This is a genomic window from Prosthecobacter fusiformis, from assembly GCF_004364345.1.
Lineage (GTDB): Bacteria > Verrucomicrobiota > Verrucomicrobiia > Verrucomicrobiales > Verrucomicrobiaceae > Prosthecobacter > Prosthecobacter fusiformis.
Window position 1 is genome coordinate 185,694 of the sequence record NZ_SOCA01000006.1, and the last position, 24,994, is coordinate 210,687.

20 protein-coding genes are annotated in these 24,994 nt (G+C 56.9%); 11 read left to right on the forward strand and 9 right to left on the reverse strand.

The window, feature by feature from the left end:
- Positions 1-364 precede the first annotated feature (364 nt).
- Genes EI77_RS15935 through EI77_RS15955 form a run of 5 tightly spaced genes read left to right on the forward strand, consistent with a single transcriptional unit; the run spans position 365 to position 4,155 of the window.
- Positions 365-1,039 carry a response regulator transcription factor gene (locus tag EI77_RS15935; protein WP_166647295.1) on the forward strand — a complete coding sequence of 225 codons (675 nt, stop codon included), beginning with the start codon at positions 365-367 and terminating at the stop codon, positions 1,037-1,039.
- A complete protein-coding gene (locus tag EI77_RS15940; protein ID WP_133796288.1) occupies positions 1,017-2,408 on the forward strand; it encodes a sensor histidine kinase in 1,392 nt (463 codons plus the stop codon). Before EI77_RS15935 ends, EI77_RS15940 begins: the two co-directional genes overlap by 23 nt.
- Positions 2,409-2,463: 55 nt before the next feature.
- On the forward strand, positions 2,464-2,988 hold the full coding sequence (locus EI77_RS15945; protein WP_133796289.1) for an RNA polymerase sigma factor: 525 nt from the start codon (positions 2,464-2,466) through the stop codon (positions 2,986-2,988).
- Positions 2,978-3,325: a hypothetical protein gene (locus tag EI77_RS15950; RefSeq protein ID WP_133796290.1), complete on the forward strand. Its 348-nt coding sequence runs from the start codon at positions 2,978-2,980 to the stop codon at positions 3,323-3,325. The genes EI77_RS15945 and EI77_RS15950 overlap by 11 nt, the downstream gene beginning before the upstream one ends.
- Positions 3,322-4,155: a Spy/CpxP family protein refolding chaperone gene (locus EI77_RS15955; RefSeq protein WP_133796291.1), complete on the forward strand. Its 834-nt coding sequence runs from the start codon at positions 3,322-3,324 to the stop codon at positions 4,153-4,155. The genes EI77_RS15950 and EI77_RS15955 overlap by 4 nt, the downstream gene beginning before the upstream one ends.
- A gap of 30 nt (positions 4,156-4,185) precedes the next feature.
- Here EI77_RS15955 and EI77_RS15960 read toward each other — a convergent pair whose 3' ends face one another.
- The 9 genes from EI77_RS15960 to EI77_RS16000 form a co-directional block, all read right to left on the reverse strand.
- Positions 4,186-5,265, reverse strand: coding sequence for a M42 family metallopeptidase (locus tag EI77_RS15960; protein ID WP_133796292.1), 1,080 nt, complete (start codon positions 5,263-5,265; stop codon positions 4,186-4,188).
- Between the two features lie 164 nt (positions 5,266-5,429).
- On the reverse strand, positions 5,430-7,103 hold the full coding sequence (gene rpsA / locus EI77_RS15965; RefSeq protein WP_133796293.1) for a 30S ribosomal protein S1: 1,674 nt from the start codon (positions 7,101-7,103) through the stop codon (positions 5,430-5,432).
- Between the two features lie 241 nt (positions 7,104-7,344).
- Positions 7,345-8,946, reverse strand: a complete 1,602-nt coding sequence (locus EI77_RS15970; protein WP_133796294.1) for a sulfatase family protein — start codon at positions 8,944-8,946, stop codon at positions 7,345-7,347.
- Positions 8,943-9,740 carry a hypothetical protein gene (locus tag EI77_RS15975; protein WP_133796295.1) on the reverse strand — a complete coding sequence of 266 codons (798 nt, stop codon included), beginning with the start codon at positions 9,738-9,740 and terminating at the stop codon, positions 8,943-8,945. Before EI77_RS15975 ends, EI77_RS15970 begins: the two co-directional genes overlap by 4 nt.
- A 103-nt stretch (positions 9,741-9,843) precedes the next feature.
- Positions 9,844-11,430, reverse strand: coding sequence for a sulfatase/phosphatase domain-containing protein (locus tag EI77_RS15980; protein ID WP_133796354.1), 1,587 nt, complete (start codon positions 11,428-11,430; stop codon positions 9,844-9,846).
- A gap of 174 nt (positions 11,431-11,604) precedes the next feature.
- Positions 11,605-12,003: an Imm39 family immunity protein gene (locus tag EI77_RS24220; protein WP_133796296.1), complete on the reverse strand. Its 399-nt coding sequence runs from the start codon at positions 12,001-12,003 to the stop codon at positions 11,605-11,607.
- 61 nt (positions 12,004-12,064) lie between these two features.
- Complete coding sequence (locus EI77_RS15990) at positions 12,065-13,162, reverse strand: glycoside hydrolase family 3 N-terminal domain-containing protein (RefSeq protein ID WP_243838885.1); 1,098 nt, start codon at positions 13,160-13,162, stop codon at positions 12,065-12,067.
- Positions 13,163-13,340: 178 nt separating this feature from the next.
- A complete protein-coding gene (locus EI77_RS15995; RefSeq protein WP_133796298.1) occupies positions 13,341-14,546 on the reverse strand; it encodes a Tm-1-like ATP-binding domain-containing protein in 1,206 nt (401 codons plus the stop codon).
- 172 nt (positions 14,547-14,718) lie between these two features.
- Positions 14,719-17,322, reverse strand: coding sequence for a M16 family metallopeptidase (locus tag EI77_RS16000; RefSeq protein WP_133796299.1), 2,604 nt, complete (start codon positions 17,320-17,322; stop codon positions 14,719-14,721).
- 344 nt (positions 17,323-17,666) lie between these two features.
- Here EI77_RS16000 and fbaA point away from each other — a divergent pair, with 344 nt between their 5' ends.
- The 6 genes from fbaA (at position 17,667) to EI77_RS16030 (ending at position 24,893) form a co-directional block, all read left to right on the forward strand.
- Positions 17,667-18,698, forward strand: coding sequence for a class II fructose-bisphosphate aldolase (fbaA, locus tag EI77_RS16005; RefSeq protein ID WP_133796300.1), 1,032 nt, complete (start codon positions 17,667-17,669; stop codon positions 18,696-18,698).
- Positions 18,699-18,797: 99 nt separating this feature from the next.
- Entirely contained in the window at positions 18,798-20,225 is a 1,428-nt protein-coding gene (locus EI77_RS16010; RefSeq protein ID WP_133796301.1) for a sulfatase family protein, read from the forward strand.
- Positions 20,226-20,498: 273 nt separating this feature from the next.
- The gene (locus EI77_RS16015; RefSeq protein WP_133796302.1) at positions 20,499-21,110 is read left to right on the forward strand and encodes an Amuc_1102 family pilus-like protein; all 612 of its coding nucleotides are present in this window, start codon (positions 20,499-20,501) and stop codon (positions 21,108-21,110) included.
- Between the two features lie 51 nt (positions 21,111-21,161).
- Positions 21,162-22,904, forward strand: coding sequence for an Amuc_1101 family PilM-like pilus complex protein (gene mul2B / locus EI77_RS16020; RefSeq protein WP_133796303.1), 1,743 nt, complete (start codon positions 21,162-21,164; stop codon positions 22,902-22,904).
- On the forward strand, positions 22,904-23,899 hold the full coding sequence (locus tag EI77_RS16025) for an Amuc_1100 family pilus-like protein (RefSeq protein ID WP_133796304.1): 996 nt from the start codon (positions 22,904-22,906) through the stop codon (positions 23,897-23,899). The genes mul2B and EI77_RS16025 overlap by 1 nt, the downstream gene beginning before the upstream one ends.
- Positions 23,900-23,939: 40 nt before the next feature.
- Positions 23,940-24,893: an Amuc_1099 family pilus-like system protein gene (locus tag EI77_RS16030; protein WP_133796305.1), complete on the forward strand. Its 954-nt coding sequence runs from the start codon at positions 23,940-23,942 to the stop codon at positions 24,891-24,893.
- The last annotated feature ends 101 nt before the right edge of the window (positions 24,894-24,994 follow it).

Below are 24,994 nucleotides of genomic sequence, written 5' to 3' on the forward strand. Positions count from 1 at the left end.
ACCAACCCCCCCCGGAGCGGTGGATCTCCCAGAATTTTTTCCATCATGCAGGCCCTGTGCAGAAGGGCCGGTATGAGCACTCAACATCGCTGTCGCCACACCCGCTAAGGTGAGGACGATGATGGTGAAGGCCAGATAACGACGCATAATGGAGGTGAAAAGAATAAGCAATTGGATGCTCGATTTGAAAATCGCGTGGGAATTTACACAACGTTCGTGCGACTCACGAACAATCACATATTACCTAGTTTTCTTCCATAAAGTCACCTTACCGTTTGGTAATGATGAATCAAAAACAGATGTAAACTTGTGGAATTCCCATTGGCAGCCCTTAATGGCTTTCGTTTACCTCTGCTCCCACTTCATGAACCTCCTCCTTGTTGAAGATGATCCCGAGCTTGGCCGCCAGGTGGCAGGCTGGATGCATGACGCTGGTCACGCTTTAAAATGGGAAAAAACGGCGGCAGCAGCCCTTGAGGTGATCCGGAAGCAGGAGTGTGATGCGGTGATTTTGGATGTGGGGTTGCCGGACATGAACGGCTTTAGCTTGATGGAAAAATTGCGCCGGGAAGGTGTGCGTACCCCGGTGCTCTTTCTCACCGCCAGGGCGGAGGTCTCTGACCGCGTGCGAGGATTTTCCGCCGGCGGGGATGATTACCTCACGAAGCCCTTTGCCTTTGAAGAACTGCTGGCCCGGTTGGAGGCGCTGCACCGACGTTCCACCAATCATGTGCCCACTCATCGTAACCTTGGGAAATGCCGTCTGGACCTGATGAAGCGGCGGGTGAGCTGTGGCGGTGAAAGTGTGGAATTGCAGCCGCGCGAGTGGTGCCTGTTGGAGGTACTGATGAGCCATGAAGGACGCGTGCTGCCAAAGAAATTTTTGCTGGAGCAGGTCTGGGATATCCATTTTGATCCGGGTACCAATGTGGTGGATGCCATGGTCTGCCGACTGCGGCGCAAGCTGGAGATGCCCGGTTGCGATGTGATGATCGAGACCATTCGAGGAAAAGGCTATGTTTTCAAAACTCTGGCCTGAAAAGCTGCCCTCCCCCTGGCGCCTGTCTTTGCTGATGGTGCTGATCGTCCTGGTCATCAATCTGATGATCCTCACTTTTGTCCGCATCGCGGTCACGCAGGACATGAGGTCGGTCAACCGTAGCCGCATTTTGGACAGCTTGCTGCAACATGCCGCGCTTTATACAGAAGGGGGGTTGCCAATGCTGAAAAAAGTTAGCAAAGCAGGCCAGCCGCTGAGCCGGAACGGCCTGCGTGTGGTGGGGGCGACAGGAGTGGTCGTTTATGAAGATATTCCAGAGCCTCTGAGGCCTTACCCATGGCCGACGCAACCTCTGCGTACCCTTGTTGGGAAAGGTGATATGGACCAGCAGGAAATCACTGCGGACGGGCAGCCCTTTCTTCTGTATGTGGGGGCCATCCGGCTGTGGGACGGAAGTACTCTCTGGTTAGGCCGCACGGATGCGCAGTCGCGGCATTATCTGGGAAATATTGAAAGGCATTTATGGTTTGCGGGGCTGACTGCCTCACTCATGGCCTTCTTACCGGTGATGTGGTATCTGCATGATGTATTGCGGCCCATTCAATCCTTCATCATTAGTGCAGAGCGTATGCGGCTGCCGGGTAGCACCACACGTCTGCGTGCGCCGGGGGCCATTCCAGAATTGAAAGTGCTCGCCTCCGTGGTCAATACGGGGCTGGATCAGATCCAGGCTCTGACGCGGGAGCTACAGTCCACCAATGACTTCCTGGCCCATGAACTGCGCACGCCGCTGGCCCGTATTCGGGGAAACTTGGAGCATCTGCATGATGAGACGGACAATGATAAGGCACGCGAGGCGGCTGCGCGTGGCCTGGAGGAAATCGACCGTGCGACCCAGCTCGTCCAGACTCTGCTGACCATCCGTGCGGGAGACCATGCTGCCTTACGCCTGCATCGCCAGATCACTTCCCTGGATAGCTTGCTCAGCAATTTGGTGGAGCTTTTTATACCTGCCGCTGAAGACCGTCGCCTGGTGTTAAAGCTGGTGCCGGGTTTAAGCCTCACTTTAAACATGGACCGTGAGCTACTGACCCAGGCGGTTTCCAATCTGCTGGACAATGCCCTGGCCTATACGCCTGCTGGCGGGCAGATCACCGTGCGCTGGCAGGGGGAGGGCACGGGGGCGCTTATCACGGTGGATGATACGGGACCCGGCCTGCATCCAGGGGAGGTTGAGGTCATCTGGGAGCGGTATGCGCGGGGGACGGCCGCGAGGCCTAAAACATCGGGCATGGGGCTGGGGCTGAGCCTGGTGCGCTCCATCGCCATGGCTCATGGCGGATACGCCGGTGCACAGAACCGCGAGGGTGGCGGCTCCACTTTTTGGATCCATATTCCGGGCGCATAAAACGATGCAGCCTGTCATACGGATCGTCAGGCCATGTCACCCAGAGGAAACATGAATGGATCGCGAACTCGCCGACAACCTCGAAGCCCTGCATCCCGATGCTTTTGGCTGGGCGTTGCACTGCTGCGGCGGGGATGCTTCACGGGCGGAGGAGGTGCTGCAAAATGCGTACCTCAAGATCGTCCAGGGCCGCCTGCATCATGCGGGAGCCTCCAGTTTCAGGACGTGGTGGTTCGGCGTCATCCGGTTGACCGCGCACGAGGAATTTCGTCGCTTGTGCTATCGCGAGTCCCTCTTGGGAAAGCTGTGGATGCAACTCACCGGGGATGCGCGCGATCCACGTCCGTCCCCCTCACATCAGGCGGAACTGGACGAACAAACTTTGCAATTGCGCGCTGCCTTGGCGCAATTGCCCGCCCGCCAAGCGGAGGTGCTGCACCTCGTTTTTTACCAGGACCTCACCCTCAGCGAAGCTGCCGCCGTGATGAAAGTGAGCGTGGGCTCCGTGCGCCAGCATTACGAGCGGGGCAAGGCGCGTCTGCGCAGCCTGCTGCAACCCTCTTCCGATCATGAATCCTGACCCTGATAATGACCTGCGTACTCGCTTTCAAGCGCAACGCCGCGCCAACTACGAAAGTGCCCCCGCATTCAACTTGCCAGCAGCCCGTGCGCCTTCTCACAAGGTCTCTGGCTCATCGATCAAGCGGATGTGGATCCCCGTTTGCGCGGCTGTTTTGCTGGCCGTCGGCCTCTTCTTTTCACTGCCTCCCACGCATTCTGCACCCCGTCTTGCTGATGCTCTGCCTGTGCTGCTGGATGCGCCTTCCCAACCGCTCTTTGCCAGCCTTGAGCAGGGATCCACCAGCGCTCCCAGTGACTTTCTTCTTCCTGCTCACCTGATCATTCAAATGCCATGAGACTTGCCTTTTTATTTCTTGTTTTGGTGACGTGCGGTTTCGCTGCGGGGCCGGAGAGCTGGTTGCAAAACGGGCTGCTGACACCGGAGATGATCGCGATGATCAAGCCCGAGCTGGCGTTGACCCTCGAGCAGGAAAATGCGATGAACAAGATCGCCGCCACCGCACGGGACGAGGCGGCGCCTTTGGAGCAAAAAGTGCGCGAAGAGCAAAAAGCCTTTGGGCAGATTTTACGGCAACCAGGTTCTACGTCCGAAGTGGCAGCGGCTGCTTTGACACGCCTCATGGAGGCTGAGGCTGAGGTGAAGCATCTTCAGCTCCGCACCCTGCTGAACCTGCGGGATGTCTTAAGCCCGGAGCAACAGAAAAAAGCCGTGGCCCTGGTGCCCGCCCGGCAGGCCAAGCGCAGTGATCAGGAAACGCGCCTGCGTGAAAAAGCTGCCCGTCTAAAGGCTGCTGTGGAGGCCCTGGGCGTGCCTGCTACCGCGGGCATGGTGCAGCGCGGTTTGGAAGTGGAGTCGCTCGTCCGGGAAGGTGATCTGGCTGCGGCTGGTGCGGCATTGGACCGGCTCTTCATCGACAGTCAGGTGGACAAACCCGAAGAGGCCGAGCCTCTGGATTTTTCGTCATTCGCTCCCGGTGATACTGACATTGAAACTCTGAGGCAGCGTTATCAGGCGGTGGAAGCCGCTGCCCAGTCAGTCATCTCCATTCATCTCTTGCGTCAGTTGATCCAGGCCAGGAAAGCGCTGGAGCAGGCCAAAGCGGATGAAGATGTCATTGCCGTCGGGCGCATTCTGAGCTGGGCTGAGAAAGTGCTGAAACTGTAGCCTCCATTCATCAGCCCAGGCAGGATCAGGCTAAAGCTTCACGCTGAATTCATCCTTCAGCGTCACACTCTCGGCAAAGGCCACTAAAAGCTCGATCACCTGCTCCACATCCCGCAGGTCCGCCATTTCCACCACACTGTGCATGTAACGCAGCGGCAGGGAAACCAGGGCGCTGGGGATGCCATGCTGCTGGTTAAAAATCACATCGGTATCCGTTCCCGTAAAGCGTGAGGAGGATTCGTGCTGGATCAGCATCTTTTTCTCCTCTGCCACCTGGATCAGCCTTTTCACCACCTCCACATGATTGGCACCGCCATGCGTCAGGGTGGGGCCATCGCCCAGTTTTACCTCGCCATGTTTTTTCACATCCACACTCGGGGTATCCGTGGCGTGGGTCACATCCAGCACGATGGCCACATCTGGCATCAGGCGATAAGCCGCCATCTTTGCCCCATGTCCACCGATCTCCTCCTGCACCGCATTCAGGGCGATGACAGTGGATGGCAGCCGTGTCTTGCGTTTGCTCAGCCGGGCGATGACTTCGGCGATGATGAAGCCGCCTAGCCGGTTGTCCAGAGCACGTCCTACCAGGCGGTGAGCGCCCAATTCTTCCACCGTATCCGTATAGACCGCCGGATGGCCCACCCGGATGCCGGCATCACTCACCTCGCCCGCGCTGCGTGCGCCGATGTCGATCCAAAGCTCGTGCACCTTTGGCGCTTTCTCATTGTCCCGGTCCTCACGGATATGAATGGCGATGTTGCCGATGATTCCGCGCACGATTCCTTTGTCCCCCAGGATGTCCACGCGGCGGCCGCGTGCCGTGGCCACATCGCTGCCTCCCACCCGGTCCACGCTGATGAAACCCTCCTTGGAAATGTACTTCACCATGTAGCCGATCTCGTCGGCATGAGCTTCGAACATGATGCGCTTGGGGGCCTTGCCTTTGCCATCCAGCGTTGCCCACGCCGTGCCGTAAGCATCGCTCTCCACCCGATCTGCAAACTTGCCTGCATAAGCCGCCCACTTCCGCTGTCCTCGTACTTCAAAGCCCGTCGGGCTGGGGGTGGAAAGGAGATCAACGAGGAAGTTTTTGGAAGTGGCAGTCATGATTGGAAATAGGGGCAAAGGTCCCCTAAACCATGTCTAACGACGGGCAAGAGTTTACCGTCGCCAGGAAATGGGAAAATGCGTTGGTTTAGGTGGAAGACACAAAAAAGAGGGACGTCTTGCGACGTCCCTCCGTGAGGTTTTGAGGCTGTTGACCGGGGCGATTATTGCCCTGGGCGCCAGTCTTCGGTGGCGAACTTGAAGGCCTGCTCGAGACCGACGAGGTCGGTGCTTGGGCGGAGTGCTTCGAAAGCCTGGCTTTCTTTCTGCACATCGGCTTCGCTGTAGTTCATGGCCTTGATGGAGAGGCCGACGCGGCGCTCCACTTTGTCCACCTTGATGACGCGGGCTTCGACATCGTCGCCGACGTTGATGACGTCCTTGACCTTGGCCACATGATCTTCGCTGAGCTGGGAGATGTGAACCAGACCGTCGATGTCGCCTTCGAGTTCCACGAAAGCGCCGAAGGAGGCGATCTTGGCGACCTTGCCCTTGACGACATCGCCGACCTTGAAGCGGCTGTCGATTTCCGACCATGGGTCGGTTTCGAGCTGCTTCATGCCCAGGCTGATGCGCTGGTTGGCTTTGTCGATGCCGAGCACGGTGGCTTCCACTTCCTGGCCCTTCTTGAGCATTTCGGAAGGATGGTTGACCTTGCGTGTCCAGCTGAGGTCGGACACGTGGATCATGCCGTCGATGCCTTCTTCCAGTTCCACAAACGCGCCGTAGGCGGTGAGGTTGCGGACCGGGCGGGTCATCGTGGTGCCAATTGGGTAACGAACGTCAATGTCGTCCCAAGGATTGGTGTCGAGCTGACGGACGCCAAGGCTGATCTTGCGCTCTTCCTTGTTGATGCCAAGGACGCGGGCTTCGATTTCCTGACCGACCTGAAGGACGTCGGAAGGACGGGCGATGCGCTTCGTCCAGGAAAGCTCGGAGACGTGAACAAGGCCTTCGACGCCTTCTTCCACTTCGCAGAAGGCACCGTAAGCGACGAGCTTGGTGACCTTGCCCTTGACGGTCTGGCCGACAGGGTAACGGGCTTCGATGTTTTCCCAAGGATTGTTCTGGAGCTGCTTGAGGCCCAGGGAGACGCGCTCTTTTTCGCGGTTCACTTCCAGGATCACGACGTCCAGGCGCTGACCGATCCCGACCATTTCGGTAGGATGGTTCAGGCGGCCCCACGACATGTCTGTGATGTGGAGGAGACCGTCCATGCCATTGAGGTCCACAAACACACCGAAGTCGGTGATGTTCTTGACCACGCCGACGACTTTGTCGCCAGGGTTGACGGAGTCGAGGAACTTCTGGCGCTGCTCGGCACGTTCTGCCTCGATGACTTCGCGGCGGGAAAGAACGATGTTTTTGCGGTCGTCGTTGATCTTGACGATCTTGAATTCGAAAACCTTGCCAACGTATTCGTTGAGGTCTTTTGGCGGGATGATGTCGATCTGGCTGCCTGGAAGGAAGGCTTCGACGCCGACGTTGACCATGAGGCCACCTTTGACGACGGATTTGACCTTGCCTTTGACGAGACCACCGTCGCGGAAGACGGAAGCGATCTTTTCCCAGTTCTGCTTGTAGGCGGCCTTTTCCTTCGAGAGGACGACCATGCCTTCATCATTTTCCAGTTTTTCGAGGAGGACTTCGACCTCATCGCCCACCTGGATGTCTTCATCTTCAAACTCGTTGGCGGGGATAGCGCCTTCGGATTTGTATCCGATGTCCACAAGGACGATCTGCGGTTTGATTTCAAGGATCCGGCCTTTGACGATGGATCCTTCGGAGAGTTCACGGAAGGATCCTGCGATCATCTCCGCGAGTGTAGCTGCGCTCATGTATATTTTTCGGGTTAGGAGTGTTCTGTTGATAACCGAACACGGCCTCCCACTCCTGAGGGCTGCGTCGGGCTGATGTCCCGCGAGGCCAGAGGGCCACCGGACAAAAGGGCGGTCATTCTCGGGGGAGAATGCCACTTCGCAAGGGGAAAGACGTGGCTGGAAAGGGCTAATTCGGGGCTGAAGCGTCCCAAACTAGCCCTGGGAAGAGCCTTTTCCGGGGATCGGTGACCCTGATGACCTATTTAGTGGCCTTTTTCGGTTTCTTTCCTTTGGCGCCTTTCTTCGATGGCTCGGGTTTTTTCCGCATTTCGACGGGCACATCATTGGCCAGGTTGGCCCCTGGGGTACTGCGGCCATTGGCGATGAGGATCTCCAGTTTTTGGGTCAGGCTCGCGACGATTTCCGGATGTTGGGTGGAAAGGTTGTTCTGCTCGCCGAGGTCGGCGTCCATATCAAAGAGCTGGACGGGGGGAGAATCTTTGGGCTCGGTGCCTGGGCGGGGATCACTCCAGCCGCCGGAGCCAGGGCAGAGGGCGAGCTTCCACTTGCCTTCGCGGATGGCAAAGATGCCCTGGATGCTGTGATGGACGAGGCTGGGACGGGTGGCTTCTCCTTTTTCACCGAGGAGTGCAGGGAGGAAGCTGAAGCTGTCCTCGGCCGCGTTTTCTGGGATGCTGGCTCCGGTGATCTCGGCAGCGGTGGCGAGGAAATCCGTCAGGCAGGTAAGCTGGGCAGTGGTCTGGCCTGCTTTCACCTTGGCTGGCCAGCGCACCAGGAAGGGGACACGATGGCCACCATCATAGATGTCGGCCTTATGACCGCGCATCTTGCCACTCGGGTTGTGGCCTTTGGCCAGCAGGGCAGGGTAATCGGCGCTGGGGGAGCAGCCATTGTCACTCGTGAGAATGATGGCGGTGTTTTCGGTTAGGCCGTTGTCATCCAGAGACTTCAGGATGCTGCCAATGGCGGCATCGGTCTCCATCACGAAGTCGCCATATTGATTGAGGCCGCTTTTACCGCGCCATTCAGGATTGGGCAGGATGGGGGTGTGAGGGGAGGCGAGAGGGAGGTAGATGAAGAAGGGCTTGCCTGCTTTGGAGTCGGCAGCTTTTTCGGTGATGTAAGCCGTTGCCTTGCTGGCCAGGGTGGGAAGGACTTCGTAACCGGTGAAACCGGGGGCGGCAGGACCTTTGCGGGTATAACGTTCAGTCGCGCCCTGGATCATTTCGAGCGAGCGATCCTCTGTGGGCTGGGCGGTAACGCGGGTGTTTTCGATGAAGCAATACGGCACCATGTCCAGCGAGGCACTGATGCCGAAGTAATAATCAAAACCGACGGCATTGGGGCCGTTCTTAGCAGGCTGGGTGAAGTCCACACTCCAGGCCTGCTCGTTGGATTCAATGGTAAGCTCGGAGACGGTCTGGCCTTCCTTGATCTGCCAGTCCATGCCTAGGTGCCACTTGCCGATGGTGGCGGTGTGATAACCCTGTGCCTTGAGCATGGAGGCCACGGTCATCCGGTCCGTGGCGATGAGATGCGGACTCAGGCCACCGAGAACGCCTTTTTGAAGTTTTGTGCGCCAGTTGTAACGACCGGTGAGGGTGCCATAACGTGTGGGTGTGCAGACACTGGAAGGCGTGTGGGCATCAGTGAAAGTGACGCCTTCTTTGGCGATGCGGTCCATGTTCGGCGTGGGGATCTTGCCGTCAGTATTCAGACACTTGAGGTCTCCATAACCGAGGTCATCGCAGAGAATGAAGATGAAGTTAGGCTTTTCGGCGGCGGAAGCCGTGGTGGCAATAGCCATGCCGAGAATGGCGAGCAGAGGGATGAATTTCATGGTTGGTTGGGATCAATGATGAGGCCCTGCTCAGGATGAGCGTGGGCGATGCGGAGGCGGGCCGTGTTGCCCACTCCTTTGATGGCTTGGTTTTCAGCAACTAAAAACTGGTTAGGAGCGATGCGTGCGATGCCCACGGAGGCATTGAATGCCCATTTGCCAGTGAATTTAAAATTTTCATCCGCACGCAGTAAAATTGCGGGTTTGCCATAACAGCCGAACCACCAGGATCCATCGGCATATTCAGCGGTCTGGATACCCTTTTCGGTCTGGCCACTGGCCAAAATGTGCTTCTGGATGAATCTCAACTGGCTGTCGTATTCATAGATGTAATTTTCACCTGTATCTGGAGGCAGGCCACCGACGATGATGAAACGACCGTCCTTGCAGGCCATGCCTCCGGCTCCATGAACGAGTTCTGGCACTGGGTGGCGGGAAAGTTCTTTCAGGGTGTCGGCATCAAAGACGAAAACCCAGGAATCAGCCTGGCCAGCAGGCTCGTTGAATTTGCCGAGATTTACTGCGACATACACTTTGCCGTCATGAAAACAGAGGTCACCCTGGTGGCTGGGAGCGGAGACTTTTTTCAGGATGCGACCGTCCAAGCCAGTCTTCACGATAGCATCCGTCCACGACCAGTAATAGGCGTCTTTGCCATTGGCGCAGAAGCCCTGCAGGTGCTTGGGATAGGCTCCTTCACAGGCGACGGGTTTGAATGTTTCAGACGCGTCAAGTACAGGTGCCAGTAGAAGCAGGACCGTGGAAAACGCGAGGGCGAAGAAGGATGAGGTCACAGTGCAAATACGTGAATGGATTTCGCAGCTTTGGATTGAGCGCGGACGGGGGCGTCCGCGCTCTGGGAAATGGAGCGGGTGAGGCACCCGCGCTCCGTGTCGGTTACTCAGCCTTTTTCTTTTTGCCCTTACCTTTGCCTTTGCCCTTGGGGACGGAGGATTCAGGCTCGCCATCGAAGGCTTTGTTGCCATGCGTGGCGCGTGGCGGTGGCACAGTTTCTTTGACCTCGGCTTGAAGACGGGTGAGTTCAGTCTTCAGTTCCTTGACTGTATCAGCATAGGCCGGGTCATTGTAGAAGCTTTTGGTTTCGAGCGGGTCTTTTTGACGGTCCAGAAGCTCCCAGTCATTCACATCGGGGGCGTAATAATGGACGAGCTTGTAGCGGTCGGTGATAACACCGTAATGCGGGCGGACGCGATGCGGCACGGGGAACTCGTAATAGTGGTAATAGAAGGATTTTCTCCAGTCGGCGGGAGTCTCTCCTTTGAAGAGAGGGACGAGGGAGCGGCCCTGCATATCGGCAGGCTGAGGAAGGCTGGCGATATCAAGGAATGTCTGGGCCACATCTAGGAGGGAGACGATGCTGTTATTCGTGGTGCCGGGCTTGGCGACACCGGGCCAGCGGACCAGGAAGGGGGTGCGGAGGGATTCCTCAAAGATCCAGCGTTTATCGAACCATCCATGCTCACCGAGGTAGAAGCCCTGATCACTGCTGCAAACGATGACGGTGTTTTCGGTTAGGCCTTCTTTATCCAGGTAATCCAGGAGTTTGGTCACTGCCTCGTCCACGGCTTTGACGGTGCCTAGGTAATCATGCATGTAACGCTGGTAACGCCAGCTGACGAGTTCCTTGCCGCTCAGGTTGGCTTCGAGAAACTTTTTGTTACGCGGCTCATAGTAGGCGTTCCATTGAGCAAGTTGCTCTTCGTTGATACCTGCGGGTGGGAGGAGCTTGGCGTCACGCTCGGTAAAGGTGCGGTCCAGGCCCATGTCATGATCACTGACGGCTTTGCTGCGGCCTTCGTAATTATCGAAAAGGGTAGGTGGCTCCGGGTAAACGCGGTCATTGTCCCAGCCTAGATGGCGGAGCGCAGGTGCCCACTCGCGATGCGGGGCCTTGTGCTGGCTCATGAGCATAAAGGGCTTGGTCTTGTCGCGGTTTTTCAGCCACTCCAGGGTCAGGTCGGAAATGATGTCCGTGGTGTAACCCTGATGTTTGACCGGCTTGCCATTGTCGATCATGGGCGGGTTGTAATAGATGCCCTGGCCGGGAAGGATGTGCCAGTAGTCAAAACCGGCGGCTTCTTCGCCCAGATGCCATTTTCCGATGACGGCAGTGGTGTAACCGCCTTTTTGAAGGAGCTTGGGGAAGGTCTGCTGGGTGTGGTCGAAGCTGCTGTTGCTGTTGTTATAATAGCCGTTGAGGTGGGAGTATTTGCCCGTCTGGATGACGGCACGCATGGGGCCGCAGATGGAGTTGGTGACCAGGCAGCGGTCAAAGCGGATGCCTTCTTTGGCGATGCGGTCCAGACCGGGGGTATCAAGGAGCTTGCGCTCATCGCCATAGGCCGAGATGGACTGGGTGGCGAGGTCGTCCGAGAAAAGGAAGATGATGTTCGGCGGCCCTTTCGGCGCGGCAGAAAGGGAGGTGGCCAGCAGGCCGGCACAGGTGAGGAGGATTCGTCGCATCATGGTCAGTGCCGTGTAACGACGGGGAGGGAAGCGAGATTGCAGGGAAATGCGGGGGGCGACGGGGAATAGGTCTTATAGGGCGAATGGGACGTAGGGGGACTGATGCTGGGAGAGCTAAGGACTGCTTCCACGATGAGTGGCCGCAGCGGTTCCGAGATAGGTGAGGACTATCTATTGAGGGTTACTTTTTTTGAGACACCCTCGCCAAAAAATTTGGTCTAACCCATATTTCATTGCGACTTCGACAAGCGTTTCTAGCACCACTGTTCTCACGACATCGGTCAGTTTGGAGGCGTCGAGCCCTCTCACTTCAGATATTGGAACTTCGACTGCAGCTTCAAGTTCAGCATGTCGGCGGTTGATCTTTCCCAACTCAACGTCTCCCCATTTTGTGCCATACCGTATGATTACGCTCACAAGTGAGAAAGGCGCGTTTTCCAGGAATTTTGTGCGCTCTAACTCTGGCTCCAGTTCGTTGCAAACGTTTACCATGGCCTTCCCTCCGTATTTGACGGATCCCTTCACTAGCCCGACGGCCCCAATCAACAGCTCTCGTTTTCCATTTTTCATCAATATGGAAAATCGTGGTTGATTAGAAGTCCGGGCAACTAAAGACGGACAGGCCGACCGATCAATACAACTCCACCGGAGAGCGTTTGCCGTCTTCGATGCTTTTGTTTTGAGCTAGCACTTCCCCCAGGGTGGCGACGCGGAGGTCCCAGATGTCGCGGTTGATTTTGGCGAAGCGGTCCAGGCTGAATGGATCGGGAGCCACGAGGCGCTTTTTGGTTTTCTCAATGCGGACGAGGGCATCGTGAAGGATGGGGGCTTCGACGCCTTCGAGATGCTGGCGGGCGAGTTCGACCATTTCTAGGCGATGGCAGATCATGACGAGGTCATTGCCGGCGCGCACCGCTTCTTGGATGGCCTGCTCAAAAGTGACTTCATTGAGGATAGCACCCATGTCCAGGTCATCGGTCATGGCCAGGCCTTCGAAGCCTAATTGGTCACGTAACAATTTCGTGCAGACGTTGTGGCTCAGGCTGGCGGGCCAGCGGGGGCGGTCGGGATCGTAGGCGGTGTAATTGCTATGGCAGGTCATCACGCTGTCAATTTCCGGCAGCAAGGCGGTATAAGGCAAGAGCTCGGACTCCAGCATCTCCGAGTGAGATTTGTCGATCACAGGCAGGAACTCATGCGGATCGCACTCGGCGGGGCCGTAACCGGGGAAATGTTTGGCACAGCTCAGGACGCCTTCGGCCCGCATGGCGCGGTTGAAGACTCCGGCATTGTTGATCACCTGCTGCGGATCGCGGCCCCAGCAGCGACCTTTGAGGGAGTTGTCCGCCGTGTCATCATAAGAGATGTCGAGGACGGGGCAGAGATCGAGGTTAAAACCGAAAAGGCGCAGGATCTGACCAGTAAGCTTGCCGTGTTGTTTGATGAGCTTGACGTCGCCTTTGTCGCGGAGGGACTGGGCATTCGGCGGCTCTTCACCAATGAGGCGGAGGCGGGAAACGCGGCCGCCTTCCTGGTCAATGGTGATGAAGGGTTCAATGTCCGAGAGGTCACGAAGGTCATCGATGAGTTTCCGCACCTGCTCTGGGGAAATGATGTTGCGGCCAAAAAGGATGAAGCCACCGGGCTGCAGCTTCTTGAAGCGGGCGGCAGTTTCGGAATCGAGTTCAGGACCGGGAACGCCGGTGAGGAGGAGCTGGCCGAGGGACATGGCGGAGGGCGGGATTTGGGGGCGAACGGGGAGGAGTGCTCAGTGCGCAGTTTTCAGTGCGCAGTCAAGGGGGAGAAGAACGATGAGTGTTCAGGTAAAAAGATTATGGGGTAGAAAAATTAAAAACCATTTTTTTTACCCATCATTTTTCTACCTGCCCTTTTTGAGCCGAGCTGGGTTATTTAGACAGGTAGGAGAGCAAGGCTTGGGCACACGCTTCAGCAAATTCCGGTGCGTTGATTTCGCAATCCAGTTCCTGGACGGGGATGCCGGGGCGGAGGTGCTTTTTGATGGCGGTAAACAGAGCCTCGTCCGCAGCGGCATCGTGGAAAGGTTTCCCAGGGGCGCTGATGACGCTGATGGCGCGAAGGGGAAGGAGCACGGTGACTGGGGCGGTGTAAGAGTTCACTTTTTCCGCGAGGATGCGGCCCAGCTCGGTGCATTCCTCTGGAGTGGTGCGCATGAGGGTGACCTGGGGATTGTGCTGATAAAAGAGGCGGTCTTTGAACTTTTCAGGGATGCTGGCGGGCTCACCAAAATTCACCATGTCCAGGCAGCCAGGGGTGACGATGGCGGGAGTGCCTGTTTTGCCAGCGGCCTCCAGCCGATGAGGGCCGGCATTGAGGACGCCGCCCACCAGTTCATCTGCCCATTCGGTGGTGGTAATGTCCAGCACGCCGGTGATGAGGCCACTTTCGATGAGGCTTTCCATGATACGGCCACCGGTGCCGGTAGCGGCGAAGACGAGGACTTCATACCCGGCGTTTTCGAGGATGGCCTTGGCGGCGTTCACACATTCGGTGGTATTTCCAAACATGGAGGCGGCAATGAGCGGCTTGTCTTCTGTGGTGGGAATTTCCATTTCCACCATGCCGCAGATGGCCCCGGCGGCGCGGGCCAGTAAGGTTCGGGAGATGCGGTTCAGGCCGGACACATCCACAATGCTGGGCATCATGACGATGTCCTTGGTCCCCACATACGGGGCGATATTGCCAGCGGTGAGGGTGGACACCATGACCTTGGGAAAACCGATGGGCAGGGCGCGCATGGCACTGGTGCTGATGGCCGTGCCGCCGCCACCGCCGAGGGAAATGACGCCCTGGATGAGGCTTTTCGAAGCGAAGTTGGCCAGAACTTTGGCCGAAGCTTCCGCCATGGCCGTCACCGCTTCCCCACGGTCCTGGCGGGCCTGAATGCCTGCGAGGTCAATGCCCGCAGCCGCAGCGATTTCCTCCCGCGTGATGTCAGGATCCACCGTGGGTGGAGTGCCGCTGCCAGTATCAATGAGCAGAGTCTGATGCCCGCGCTGGCGGATGAGCTCCGCGACGTAAGCGTGCTCAGGTCCTTTGGTATCGAGTGTGCCGATAACGGCAATGGTGGCCATAGAGGCACCGTTTTAGACGAAAAGGGCAGGGGGCGTCAAGAAACGGAAAACCCCATGTCGCTATCTAAAAGCGGCATGGACAGTATTCATCCCTTTCCGAGTGATGGGATTGGGCGAGCGGGAATGGAGTTGCCGAAAGCGAACCCAGTAGTCATCTCTCGGAGAGAGATGACTACTGTACTTCCGGCATCACGGTCACAATGTGAGCGCTAGCCTGGGAGAAATAGGTGCGGGCGACGCGCCGGAGGTCTTCATCCGTGAGGGCTTCGACCTTGGCTGGTAGCTGGCTGAAGTTTTCATAACCGAGACCGTTAAGTTCGTTCCAACCGTAAACATCGGCGAGGCTGCCATTGCCCTGCTGGGCACGCAGCCAGCCGGAGCGCCAGGTGGTTTTGGAACGCTGGATTTCATCGGCTGTCAGGCCGTTTTTGACCAAGTCCTCGATCTGAACCAAAATTTCCTGCTGGGCGAGGGCGGCCTTCTCAGCACTGGTGCCGACGTAAAAATAAAAGGCTCCGGCACCGAGTGCAGAAAACTGTTGGGCACCGACATAGTAGGCCAGACCTAGCTCCTCGCGGATGCGGTTGAAAAGACGGCTGCCCATGTCACTGCAAGCTTCGTCAATGAGGGCCAGGGCTTGGCTATCGGGATGGTGAAGGCCGACTGTGCGGAAGCCGATGACAATGATGGCCTGTTCCTTGTCCATGTGCAGTTCATGCTGGCCGGGCTTGACCTCGGCCGTGACCGGAAAGGCTGCCTGGGCATCGTAATGGCGAGTGCCTTTTTTCAGCTTGCCGAGAGCTTTTTCCACCTGCTTGCGGACGGTGGCGGCTTTGATGTCACCATGAATGGAAATGACGCCATTGGCTCCGACGAGGGACTTGCTCAGCATGGCGCGGCAGGTTTCCACTTTCAGCGCTTTGACGGATTCTTCCGTACCTAAGGCCGTGCGGGCGAAGGGGGTGCCTGCAAAGATTTCCTTGCGTGCATGGCGCATAGCTACCGTGAGAGGATCTTCTTTCTCTTCCAGGATGGAGGCGATCTGACGCTTCTGCACTTCCTTGAGCTGAGCGGCTGGCAGGGTGGCATTTTGAATGAGATCGGCGATGAGGTTCAGCCCCTTGGCTTCATCCCCGCGCATGACATCACTGCCTAACAAATAACGATGTGCATCCGCTGTGCATTGGAGCGAGCCGCCGAGGTTCTCCAGCTCGGAGGCAATCTCCGCCGCTGTGCGGGTCTTGGTTCCTTTTAACAGCAAGGCTGCGGAGACCTGCGTGGCTCCGCCGTTGGCTGCCGTTTCTGCAGGTACACCGGCCAGGAAGCTGGCGCGAATGGAGACCAGCGGCAGGCGTGGATTTTCGCCAATGAGCAGCGTCAGTCCATTCGGCAGGACGAAGCGCTGGATGGCGTTTTTCGTGGTGGTAGTGTGCGTGGATGCGGAGGTGGTTTCCACATCTGGACCGACCATCGCGACACTGCATGAGGCGGGTGTCAAATAACGGCGCGCGGCATCGCGGATGGCCGTGGGGGTGAGGGCGCGGACGGCGGCCAGGTAATGCTGGGCGTGGTCCAGCGTGCCTGCATTCAGCCAACTGCTGCCGAGGGATGCGGCCTGCCCCTTGGTGGTGGCCAGTGTGCGCACTTGCCCCCCGATGGTGGCACGGACAGCTTTGGCCAGCTCGGCCACTGTGGGGCCTTTGGCCTTCAGGGTTTCGATAACTTCCAGCATGGCCTTCTGGCAGGCTTCGACGTCTTTTGGATCGCATTCTGCCTCAGTATTGAAGACGCCGCATTCAGGCGCACCCCAGGCACCCGCCCAGACCCAGTGGGCGATGCTGCGCTTTTCCCGCAGTTCTTGATAAAGACGTGAACTGCGGCCGGAGCCAAGAAGGAAGGCCAGCACGTCTAACGCGGCTTTATCTTGGTGACCTTCTCCTGGAATCTGCCAGCCGAGGGCGAGCCGGGTGAGTTCCGTGTCAAAGTTTTTGCGGCCTTCTCGGAGGCCACGCTGCGGTGCCTCCTCCGGTAGCAAAATGGGTTCATAGGGACGGCGTTCCCAGTCGCCTAACAAACGTTGTGCGGCTGCAAAGCATTCTTCCGCATTCACTGCGCCGGCGATGACGACAAAACAGTTGTTAGGCACATAATGACGACTGACAAAGCCCGCCACATCATCGCGGCTCACTTGGTCAAACACGGCACGGTGGCCGATGATGGGATGCTTCAGCGGATGCTTGCGGAAGGAGGTGCTCTGCACCAGATGCTGGACCACGGAGCCGGCATCGTCATTGTCCATGGCCATTTCACGGCGGATGACGTCCTGCTCTTTTTGCAGTTCCAGGGGATCAATTTTGGAATGGCGAACCATGTCTGCCAGAATGTCCAGGTAGCCTTCCGTCTGGTCCGCCAGACCATCGATCCAGTAAACCGTGCGGTTAAAAGTGGTGTAGGCATTCACATAACCACCTAGCTCTTGGATGCCCTGGGAAATCTGGGAGGCGCTGCGCTTGACGGTGCCTTTGAAAAGCATGTGCTCCACACAATGGGCCAGTCCGGCACCGGTCCATTTTTCCTCATGCAGGCTCCCGGCCTTGATCCAAATTTGTACGCTGACGAGCGGGTGCTCGTGATCTTCCCGAACAATGACATCCAATCCGTTGTCGAGGGTGCGCACTTCAGCCTTAAGGGCAGGGACAGCCAGATTAGAGCCTCCGCTGGCGGCTGGTGCAGGGGACTTGCGGGCGGGGGAGGAACGGAGACGACGGGCAGGCATGGAAGGGTGACAATGTGCGCGGGTGAGGCCGCTGGCAAGGCGGGTTGTGCAGAAGCGGTCCCCTCCCAAAAATCATACGCATACGTCGAAGGTCTGGCTGATTGGAGATAGCCACGCTCAGATTCTCAGCCCTTCGTTCAAAAGAGCGCAGGTCGATCCAGTTCTATTGAATGAGTCAAATGCTTAGCTCGAATTAGCATGATCCATGGAAATGGCAAATGGAGGCGGGAGCCGTCTTTTGCAGGCGTGAATCCGGAGCGAACTGCATCTGTGGCCAACCGAAACTTGCACCGGGCACCATTCTTGCTCCCTTCCAGACTGCTTAACCACAAACATATCCCGAAATGCCCGTCGCTACCCCTGCTCAATACCGTGCCATGCTTGATGCTGCCCAAAAGGGCGGCTACGCCTACCCGGCCATCAACGTCACCTCCCTGCCCACCATCAACGGAGCGCTGAAGGCCTTTGCGGAATCGAAGTCGGACGGCATCATCCAGGTTTCCACCGGCGGCGGAGAATTCGCCTCAGGCACGTCTGTGAAAGACATGGCGCTGGGAGCCATCGTGCTCGCTGAGGCCGTGCATACCTTGGCTGAGCGTTACAACGTCCTGGTGGCCCTTCATACCGACCACTGCCATCCCAAGAATGTGGAGAAATTCCTGAAGCCCCTGCTTGCTGCTACCAAAGCCCGTCGTGAGGCTGGCAAAGGCAACCTTTTCAACAGCCACATGTTCGACGGCTCCGAACTGCCGCTGGAAGAAAACATGCGCATCTCCAAGGAACTGCTGCAGGAGTGCGCCGACCTGGACATCATCCTGGAAATCGAAGCCGGTGTCGTCGGTGGTGAAGAAGATGGTCATGACACCTCTGGCGTCTCCAATGACAAGCTTTACACCACGCCTGAAGACATGCTGGTGGTCTATGAGACCCTCAACGGCATCGGTCGGTTCATGTTCGCCGCCACCTTTGGCAACGTCCACGGAGCTTATAAACCCGGCGCGGTGAAACTGAAGCCCACCATCCTCAAGGACGGTCAGGCCGCAGTCACCGGCAAATACGGTGAAACAGCCGAAATGGACCTCGTCTTCCACGGCGGCAGCGGCACGCCCCTGGAAGAAATCCGCGAGACATTGGGCTACGGCGTGATCAAAATGAACATCGATACCGATACCCAGTATGCCTTCACCCGCCCTCTGGTGGATCACATGATGAAGAACTACTCCGGCTGTCTCAAGATCGACGGTGAAGTGGGCGACAAAAAAGCCTACGATCCCCGCAGCTACCTGAAGAAGGGCGAGCAGGGCCTCTGCGAGCGTATGAAGGAAGCCTGCAACGACCTCCTCAGCACGGGCAATACCATCTTCGGTACCGTTTAATCGGACCTGAATCCTCAAAGCCGGGCGGATGCGAGTCTGCCCGGCTTTTTTGCGCCTTTTTGAGACAGGTCGCACTTCGGGTGATCGTTGATGGCAAGCATGCGCCGCTTCCTCGCTTGTTTACTTTTGGGTTATACCTCACTGCTCGTTGCCGCCGACCAGCCGAATGTGGTGGTCATTTTTATGGATGACATGGGCTATGCGGATGTGAGCTGTTTCGGTGCCCAGGGGTACAAGACACCGAACATTGACCGCCTGGCCCAGGAGGGGAGGAAGTTCACGAATCTCCACGTTCCCCAGCCCGTATGCAGTGCCTCGCGTGCAGGCTTGCTCACTGGTTGTTACCCGAACCGTATCGGCATTCATGGAGCTCTTTCCCCCAAGGTGAAACACGGTATCCATGCCGATGAAGTGACCCTGGCTGAAGTGGCTAAACAAAAGGGTTATGCCACCTCTGCCGTAGGCAAATGGCACCTTGGGCACTTGCCACCGTTTTTGCCCACCCGGCACGGTTTTGATGAATATTACGGCCTGCCTTATTCCAATGACATGTGGCCCTTCCACCCGGAGGCAAAGCCGGGGAGTTATCCAAAACTACCCATGTACGACGGTGAAAAGATTGTGGATGAAGAAGTGACGCCCGAGGACCAAACTCGCCTGACCACGGACTACACCACCCGCGCCGTCAGCTTCATCGAGCGCAACAAAGAGAAGCCTTTTTTCCTCTACCTGGCCCACAGCATGGTGCATGTGCCGCTCTTTGTGAGTGATCAATTCAAGGGCAAATCAGGCGAAGGCCTCTATGCGGATGTCATGCTGGAGGTGGATTGGTCAGTCGGCCAGGTCATGGATGCACTGGAGAAAAACGGCCTCAAGGAGAATACCTGGATCATCTTCACTTCGGACAATGGCCCCTGGCTCAGCTATGGGGATCATGCAGGCTCCGCTGGGGTTTTGCGTGAGGGCAAAGGCACCGTCTGGGAGGGCGGCACCCGGGTCACGGGCATCATGCGCTGGCCGGCCAAAATCCCCGCAGGCACCACCACAGATGCCATGCTCATGACCATCGATATCCTGCCTACCTTTGCCGCTGTCATCGGTGCAGATCTGCCCAAACACCCCATTGATGGCAAAAACATCTGGCCTCTGATCGCTGGAGAAAAAGACGCCAAAAATCCCCACGACGTTTACGCCTACTATTATCATCAAAACGAGCTTCAGGCCGTCACCAGCGGGGATGGGCGCTGGAAGCTCGTTTTCCCCCACGGCTACCGTACACTGGGAGATCAAGCCCCGGCTATGGGTGGAAAGCCCGTCAAATATCAGGCAGGGAAGGTGCTGCAACCCGAGCTTTACGACCTGTATGCGGACCTCAGCGAGGCAAAAAATGTAGCCACCGCTTATCCTCAAGAGGTAGCCCGTCTGGAGGCAGGTGCTGCCCGCATACGGGCTGAATTGGGGGATAAGCTGTCCGGTCAGGCGCACGGTGCTGGTAGCCGCCAGGCGGGACAAAGCGCGCAGGAATAGTGCTACCCAGCCCTGATCTCACCGCGAACAGGGTAAAAACCCGCTTGGAGGCCTTCAGTTGCAAAAAATAAGCCACTGGGGGCATCCTGCACGCAGCATGAAAAGGGCTGTTTGGGCCCTCAAACGCTGATTTCCAGCCGTTTTGATCCAATTTTTTGTCATTTCCGAAAATCGCGTCTTGCTGCCAGAGCCTCTTTGCGGATAAAAATAAAAAATCCCGATTGTGAAGCAGCCATGCGGTAAGAACACACCAAGGATACCTGCCCCCCAACCATGATGAAAATTTACATAGTTCTCGCGTTCTTAGCTTCTGGCATCACTGCTGGCCTTGCCCAGAGTGAGTCAGTTCAGGTGAAAGGTGAAAAGCTTCAGATCAATTCCATCCAGACGCCCCAGTTCTCTGCGAGCAACGTGGGTGAGAAGCGCTGGCGTCCGAAGGATTGGCTGGAAGTGGATCTGCCTTTCGAAATCAAACTGGCTAATGACGCCGGTGGCCGCAATGGCAGTCTGGCCGTGCTGACGGTCAATTTTTACATCGGCCTCAATGCTCAGACAAAGGATGGCAAATATGAAGTCATCAAAGGTGTCTTCAATTACGTGGATATTCCCGCCTCGGAAAAGTGCCACGGGCTGGCTTATGTAGCCCCCGCCACTCTGCGCCGCATCCTCATGAAGGAAAATTTCACCGCCAATTCTGACATCAAGGCCTGGGGTTATGAGGTGATGCTTGATGGCAAACGCGTGGCGGGTGATTCCAGCATGGGTGCCGCCTGGTGGGAAAAAGCGGAGTCCTTCAATATGAATGACGGGGTGATGCTTTCCAAGGCGGAGACACCATTTGGTATCCTTTGGGGCGACTACGATGTCGGCGTCAAGAAGCAGTAATTTGCTCCTGGCTCAACCTCACATCCACGGCAAGTTTTAGAAATAAACAGCATGGCAGACAGCAAAAGCATAGCGGTCCTGAATCTCGGCTCACAGAGGTTGTCAGGTGCCATTTTCGGTAAGTCAGGGGGCGATCTCGTGCTGAAAAAGTACGAGTTTCTGGACATGAGCGGCGATCCTACCGTGGACGCCTCGCGCATTCCTCAGCTCAATGTCGGCCTTCAGGAAATCGTGGACCGCTTGAAGATCAAGGGCAGTTCCGTTAATTTTGCTGTCGCGGGTCACACTGTCTTTTCACGCTTTGTGAAGCTCCCACCTGTCCAGGGTGACCGCATGGACCAAATCGTGGAATTTGAGGCCCGTCAAAACGTGCCTTTCCCCATCAATGAAGTCACATGGGATTATGAAGTGGTCTCCGAGGCGGGCGAGACGGAGGTCATCATTGTGGCCATCAAGTCCGACTCTCTCAATGAGGTCAATGAATCCGTAAACCGCGCTGGCCTGAGCACAAATTGCGTGGATCTGGCCCCTCTGGCCCTCTTCAATTCCTTCCGCTACAGCTATCCGGATGTGGACGAGGCTGCGGTGATCATCGACCTCGGTGCCCGCTCGACGAACCTCGTGTTCGTGGAAGAAGGCAAATTTTTCACCCGCAATGTCCTGGTCGGCGGCGCGAGCATCACCAATGCAGTCGCCAAAGAATTCAGCCTTAGCTTTGCAGAAGCTGAGCAGCAGAAAATCGCCGCAGGCTTCGTCGCCCAAGGCGGCGCTGTGGAGGAGCATCCAGATCCCGCCGTGGCCGCCCTTTCCAAGGTGATCCGCAATGCCGCCACCCGGCTGCACAGTGAGATCATGCGCACCATCAACTACTATCGCACCCAGCAGGGCGGCTCCCAGCCTAAGCGTGTTTTTGTCTGCGGTGGCGGTGCTCTGCTTGGCAACATGACGCTGTTCCTGGAGGAAAAGCTGAAGCTGCCTGTGGAAATCTTCAATCCCCTGCGCGGTGTCCAGATGGACCGTGGAGTGAATGCGGATGAAGTCTCCCATGACGCGCCTTTCTTTGCAGAGCTGGTCGGCCTCGCCCTCCGCTCCGCAGGTTCCTGTCCTTCTGAGATTGAGCTTGTGCCGGATGTCGTAGCCAATGCCCGTGATGGTGCTCGTCGTGCGCCTGCTCTGATCATGGCTGGCATCTGCCTCTGGGCCGCCCTCGGTGCGGGCATGATGTATTTCAAGAACGCTGAGCGTGTCACCCAGGAAAAGCTGAGTGAGATGCAGGTGGAAAACAACCAGCTCACGACTTTGGCCAATCAAATCCGCGCCCTGGACATCACCTTGGCGCAGTCCGTGACCCAGACGGAGCCATTGATTAAGGCCGTCGGAGATCGCTCCTACTGGGTGCGCCTGCTTCATGAAATCAATCAGAAGTTCGACAATGACCTCATCTGGCTGACCGTGGTGGAGCCGCTCAAAGACGGCAAGCCCATTACCGTTCCTCTCTTCGGTCAGGAAAATGAGCCGACACCGACGACCGCCCCTGCCGCCAAAAAGGGTGTAGTCGCTCAGCCTGTGTATGAACTCCGTATCCAGGGCCTTTACCGGAAGAATGATGAAGGTGAGCAGGTGGTTTACCGCTTCGCCAGTGCCCTCGCCAAACTGCCATGGTTCGCAGCGGAGAAGTTCGAAGAAAAACGCGCCAATTTCGTGAGCGCTGAAAGCGGCATCGAAGAGGACCGCTATGCCTACAAATTTAACATCAAGCTGCCCCTTCAGCAGCCCATGCAATTCAAAAACTGATGAGCTGGATTCAACAAAATAAATTGCCTGCCGCCATTCTTGGCGTGTCGGCAGCAGGTGCGGCAGGTCTGGGCTTCATGCTTTTTTCCGCCTATTCGAGTTACAACACCACCCTGGATCAGTTTGATGCTGTGAACAACAGCCTCGCCGGGTTGAAGAGTGCCGTTCTGCCTCCCTCCCCGGAAAACTTGGCCATCAAGCAGGGCCTGGTCAAAGAATTCGCCGACGTTGCGGGTAAGCTTTCCTTGGTGCTCAACACCATGCAGGCTGAAAGCCTTCCAAAGCCCACGACGGATACCGAGTTCCAGGCCAAGCTGAAGGCGAAGATCGCCGAATCACGGAAAATGGCCGCCGAGCGTGGCATGGTTCTGCCTGCCGTCTATAACTTGGCTTTCGACCGTTATACGGGTGAGCTGCCAAAATCCAATGAGATCGCCACCCAGCTTTCCGGTTACCTGGATGCGGTGGACTCCATCGTGGGCGCTTTTGCTAAGGCAGGTGTCCGCCAAGTGGATTCACTGGAGCGCTCCGAACTGGCTTCTGAAAAATCCGAACCAGCCAAACCCACGACGCCTCAGAGACCCATGCCAGGTCGCCCCGTCGCCCCGGCTGCTGCCCCACAGCTCACCGAGCGTCGTCAGGTCACGGCTTTGCTGACATTGGATCAGGCTGCTCTCCAGCAGCTCATGAGCAATCTGGCCAGCCCATCGGAGACGACTTATTTTACCGTCGTGCGTCTTCTTCGTATTGAAAACGAAAGACAGGATGGTCCGCTCAGGTCAGAAATGAACCTTCCCGGTCCCAGTACGGACGCTGTAGATCCAGCCTTGGTGCCTGCAGGAGATCCGAACGCGCCTGCGGCCCCCGCAGGCCCGGTTGCTGCGGCTCCCGTGGATGCCGTCGCCGTGCTCGGCAATGAACGCCTGCGTGTTTATATGGAAATCGACCTGGTCTATTTCTTGGGCGCACAAACGGCTAGCACAGGCACGCGTTAAGACCGCTGCCGCCATCACGACACAACTTTGAATTAGCCATATGCAGAACAGGAACGGGAAATATGAAAAAGTGCTTTTGGTCATCACTGCGGTGATTGCCCTGGGCGTTGCGGGTTATCTTGTCTGGACCAGCCAAAGCTTTGGGGAAAGACTCATCCGCCGCGGAGGCATGTCAAAGAATGACCCTGGCCAGCCTCCGACGGAGCTTGTCAAACAAACCATCGCCCGGCTGTCTGAAAAAGTGACCTGGACCTCCCCCATCATCAATGGGAAGCCAGTGCCTCTGAATAAGTCCGTCCTGTTGGTGAAGAAAGGGGACCAGCTCTTCGATCTTCAGTTGGAGGAGCCTCAGCTTCGCCCTCCAATGACCAATTCGTTCTTGGTTCAAAACGACCTCCCAGACATCCTTTCCCCCAATGTGGGTGAACTGGATGCCGATTCGGACGGTTTTACTAATCTTGAGGAGTTCCAGCAAAAGACCAATCCTCGGGATGAGAAAAGCCATCCTCCCTTCACGGATAAGCTGGTGCTGAAACGCCGGATCACTTTTGATTACATCATCAAGCTGAACAGCAGTTCTCCTCCATACCAGGTTCAGCGTCTGACGCCAGAGCCCAAGAAGAGCGTCTTTGTCTCTCCTGGGGATGAGTTCGGTTTCGACAGAGGGGTGCAGCGTTTCAAGGCTGGCACTTTCGAGGCCAAGACGGTCGCCGATCCCAAGGTGGGAGAAAAGGATGTGTCTGAGCTGACCCTGCTGGACAAAGCTACCAACAAGGAAATTAAGGTCGTCCGTGGAGAAGAAACGAATTTGGCTGAATATGAAGCTGAGTTCGAATTCACCCTCGGAGACCGGCCTAAGCGGATCGTGAAAAAAGGGGATACCTTCCAGATTCCTGGAATCGGAGCCACTTATCGTTTGCTGGAAATCGAAGAAACCAGCGCGGTCATCCAGCCTGTGGATGGCGGAGAATCAATCACCGTAACCAAAGGATAATTTTTTCAGCCCAATCAAAAAACATCTCGCCAGAGAGCGGCAATTCCTGCTAAACACCTCGGCTCATTGTTAATTTTGTCAAATCGCACCCTTCTATGATG

Excerpts from the sequence above, each read along its gene's own strand:
- EI77_RS15935 (WP_166647295.1), top strand. The coding sequence starts at position 365 with ATGAACCTCCTCCTTGTTGAAGATGATCCCGAGCTTGGCCGCCAGGTG.
- EI77_RS15940 (WP_133796288.1), top strand. The coding sequence starts at position 1,017 with ATGTTTTCAAAACTCTGGCCTGAAAAGCTGCCCTCCCCCTGGCGCCTG.
- EI77_RS15945 (WP_133796289.1), top strand. The coding sequence starts at position 2,464 with ATGGATCGCGAACTCGCCGACAACCTCGAAGCCCTGCATCCCGATGCT.
- EI77_RS15950 (WP_133796290.1), top strand. The coding sequence starts at position 2,978 with ATGAATCCTGACCCTGATAATGACCTGCGTACTCGCTTTCAAGCGCAA.
- EI77_RS15955 (WP_133796291.1), top strand. The coding sequence starts at position 3,322 with ATGAGACTTGCCTTTTTATTTCTTGTTTTGGTGACGTGCGGTTTCGCT.
- EI77_RS15960 (WP_133796292.1), bottom strand. The coding sequence starts at position 5,265 with ATGACTGCCACTTCCAAAAACTTCCTCGTTGATCTCCTTTCCACCCCC.
- rpsA (WP_133796293.1), bottom strand. The coding sequence starts at position 7,103 with ATGAGCGCAGCTACACTCGCGGAGATGATCGCAGGATCCTTCCGTGAA.
- EI77_RS15970 (WP_133796294.1), bottom strand. The coding sequence starts at position 8,946 with ATGAAATTCATCCCTCTGCTCGCCATTCTCGGCATGGCTATTGCCACC.
- EI77_RS15980 (WP_133796354.1), bottom strand. The coding sequence starts at position 11,430 with ATGCGACGAATCCTCCTCACCTGTGCCGGCCTGCTGGCCACCTCCCTT.
- EI77_RS24220 (WP_133796296.1), bottom strand. The coding sequence starts at position 12,003 with ATGAAAAATGGAAAACGAGAGCTGTTGATTGGGGCCGTCGGGCTAGTG.
- EI77_RS15990 (WP_243838885.1), bottom strand. The coding sequence starts at position 13,162 with ATGTCCCTCGGCCAGCTCCTCCTCACCGGCGTTCCCGGTCCTGAACTC.
- EI77_RS15995 (WP_133796298.1), bottom strand. The coding sequence starts at position 14,546 with ATGGCCACCATTGCCGTTATCGGCACACTCGATACCAAAGGACCTGAG.
- EI77_RS16000 (WP_133796299.1), bottom strand. The coding sequence starts at position 17,322 with ATGCCTGCCCGTCGTCTCCGTTCCTCCCCCGCCCGCAAGTCCCCTGCA.
- fbaA (WP_133796300.1), top strand. The coding sequence starts at position 17,667 with ATGCCCGTCGCTACCCCTGCTCAATACCGTGCCATGCTTGATGCTGCC.
- EI77_RS16010 (WP_133796301.1), top strand. The coding sequence starts at position 18,798 with ATGCGCCGCTTCCTCGCTTGTTTACTTTTGGGTTATACCTCACTGCTC.
- EI77_RS16015 (WP_133796302.1), top strand. The coding sequence starts at position 20,499 with ATGATGAAAATTTACATAGTTCTCGCGTTCTTAGCTTCTGGCATCACT.
- mul2B (WP_133796303.1), top strand. The coding sequence starts at position 21,162 with ATGGCAGACAGCAAAAGCATAGCGGTCCTGAATCTCGGCTCACAGAGG.
- EI77_RS16025 (WP_133796304.1), top strand. The coding sequence starts at position 22,904 with ATGAGCTGGATTCAACAAAATAAATTGCCTGCCGCCATTCTTGGCGTG.
- EI77_RS16030 (WP_133796305.1), top strand. The coding sequence starts at position 23,940 with ATGCAGAACAGGAACGGGAAATATGAAAAAGTGCTTTTGGTCATCACT.